Genomic DNA, 2,685 nt, shown 5'->3' with positions numbered 1-2,685 from the left:
GTAAGCGCCTAATAACAGGGTGGATTTAACTTCCACCGAAAATCTGCCATAATCATAGAGGATAGACGCCAGCATTTTACTACAGATCTGATGCTAGGATCTGTGAAATGCCAGCATTTCACTATAATTATGGGGGTAACGTATGAACACACAAAGACGTACTGCTGACGAACAGTATCAGCTGATTATGGAATGCCGCAACAGCGGTCTCAGTGATTATCAATGGTGTACAGAGCATGACATCAATCCCGGCACTTTTTATAACTGGGTAAAAAGACTTCGAAAGAAAGCATGCTATGATATCCCGCCGGCTAATGGACGGGAAACTTATAGAGCCACACCCAAACAGGAGGTGGTAAAACTGGAAGTAATACCTGATGTTCCTACAGCTATGGATTCTAAGTCATTAGAAACTATTCGGACTGACCGAAGGTTTTCATCATCCATCGAGATTCAATCAGGTACTGTTTCTATTAGGATTTCAAATGATGTCGATCCAATGCTCCTGTCACAGATCATTCGATGCATGGCAGGAAATGTATGTTAGGCGATATCACTGTCGCAGATGAGATCTACGTGATCTGTGGCTATACAGATATGAGGAAATCCATAGACGGATTATGTGCCCTGATCCAGGATCAGTTAAAGATGGATCCCGGTAAAAACAGAGCCATCTACCTGTTCTGCGGCAAACGTAATGATCGTATAAAAGTGCTCCTCCATGAAAGCGATGGTTATGTACTTTTATATAAAAGGCTGGATGCCGGCATCGGAAAATACCGGTGGCCACGCAACCGCAAAGAAGTAAAACCTATCACCTGGAGACAGTTCGACTGGCTCATGTCAGGACTTGAAATCGAGCAGCCGAAGGCCATCAAAAGTGCCTGAAATGCTTGATTTTACGGGACTTTTCGCATGTTTTATGGTATAATAGATCCATAGAAAAGGAGCGAAAAACCATGTCTTCAGGAGCAAACGAGATCCGGCTCTTAGAGCTTAAGGATACTATTTCACAACTGAATACAACAATCAGCACTCAGAACGAGCTCATTCGTTCCATGCAGAAGATGCTGCAGGAACGTGATGAAAAAGACAGCGAAAAGGATAAGCTTATCGCAAATCTTCAGGCTCAGCTGGACTATCTGAAGACAAAACTTTTTGGCTCCACCAGCGAGATACGTCATGACCAGATGCCAGGACAGATGAATCTATTCCAGCTTCAGGATGAAGACGAACCTGCTCCTGTTGAATTGGAAGTTGAGTATATCGAAGTAAAGGCACACACAAAGACCCGCAAGCCAAAGGCAACCTATGATGAAGTCTTTGCTGATCTTCCGACAGAGAAAGTCTATGTCGATACTCTTACCGAGGAGCAGAAAACCTGTATCGAGTGTGGTACAAAAATGGTTCCGATTGGTCATGAACTGATCAGGACTGAGCTGCGATACACAGAACCAAAGCTGGAACGTATCGATTATTATGCGACCACATATGAATGTCCAAAGTGCAAGGAAACGGAAGATCCTCAGTTTATAAAAGATGAGGGAACACCGGCACTGATCCCGGGAAGTTATGTTTCATCCGGACTGGCTGCACATGTGATGTATGCCAAGTATGTCATGTCCATACCTCTTTACCGCCAGGAGAAGGACTTCGAACATCTCGGCGCAAAGATCAGCCGTACTACAATGGCAAACTGGATCATCAGCTGCTCGAAAAACTATTTTTTGCCAATGTATGAATATCTGCATAGAAAACTACTGCAGCGAAGACAGCTGATGGCCGATGAGACTCCGATCCAGGTATTGAAGGAAGAAGGTCGGAGGCCTCAGAGTAAATCCTATGTCTGGCTGGTCCGCAGCGGTGATGATGGTGAGGTACCGATCATTCTGTATAACTATACACCGACCCGTGCCGGAAGTAATGTAGCCACATTTCTGAAAGGTGCAGTTCCGGGATACTATCTCATGGTGGATGGTTACAAAGGATACAATAAAGTACCAGAAGCACAGCGATGTTGCTGCTGGGCTCACATCAGAAGATACTGGCTGCAGGCCATACCCAAAGGGCATGAAAAGGATTATACCAATCCTGCCGTTCAGGGATTTCTATACTGTAATAAGCTGTTCGAATACGAACGTTCTTATCGTGAGAAAGGGCTGTCATTCAAACAGATCTATAACCGCCGTCTGAAGGATCAAAAACCTGTCATAGAGGCTTTTTTGTCGTGGCTTGATCAGCTTCAGCCAAAAAGCGGTGATCGGATCATCCGTGCCATCAACTATTCCAATGGCTGTCGTCCATACATGATGAATTATCTGAAAGACGGAGCATGCAGCCTGAGTAATAATCTTAGCGAGAACAGCATTCGCCCACTGGTCGTAGGCCGCAAGAACTGGCTGTTCAGTGATACGCCTGCAGGTGCAGACGCCAGCATGAAGATCTATTCAATGATCGAAACGGCTAAAGCGAATGATCTGGATCCGAAAAAATATCTGAACTATCTTTTGGGACATCGTCCGAGTGTTGAAATGTCAGACGATGAACTGAAACAGCTTGCCCCGTGGAGCAGCGCTGTTCGGGAAACTTGCAAATAAAAATGGAGTAAAATACTCGCATGTCTGGCATCCTAGCGCAGGGTGCCAGATTTCAGTTATGGGGTACACCTTAAAACTGTGCGCTTAC

General features: G+C 45.1%; 3 protein-coding genes. All 3 read left to right on the top strand.

The window, feature by feature from the left end; all coding sequences use genetic code 11:
- Positions 1 to 142: 142 nt before the first annotated feature.
- Positions 143 to 547: an IS66 family insertion sequence element accessory protein TnpA gene (gene tnpA / locus ACTQ50_RS19370; RefSeq protein ID WP_441136902.1), complete on the top strand. Its 405-nt coding sequence runs from the start codon at positions 143 to 145 to the stop codon at positions 545 to 547.
- Positions 541 to 888 (top strand): IS66 family insertion sequence element accessory protein TnpB, encoded by a 348-nt coding sequence (gene tnpB / locus ACTQ50_RS19365; protein ID WP_441064980.1) that lies wholly within the window; start codon positions 541 to 543, stop codon positions 886 to 888. The genes tnpA and tnpB overlap by 7 nt, the downstream gene beginning before the upstream one ends.
- Before the next feature lie 71 nt (positions 889 to 959).
- Positions 960 to 2,597: an IS66 family transposase gene (tnpC, locus tag ACTQ50_RS19360; RefSeq protein ID WP_441485527.1), complete on the top strand. Its 1,638-nt coding sequence runs from the start codon at positions 960 to 962 to the stop codon at positions 2,595 to 2,597.
- Positions 2,598 to 2,685 lie beyond the last annotated feature (88 nt).

It is taken from the genome of Blautia sp. Sow4_E7, from assembly GCF_052116245.1.
Lineage (GTDB): Bacteria > Bacillota > Clostridia > Lachnospirales > Lachnospiraceae > Blautia_A.
Note: the sequence above shows the minus strand (reverse complement) of the source record. Positions and strands in the feature narration are given on the sequence as shown.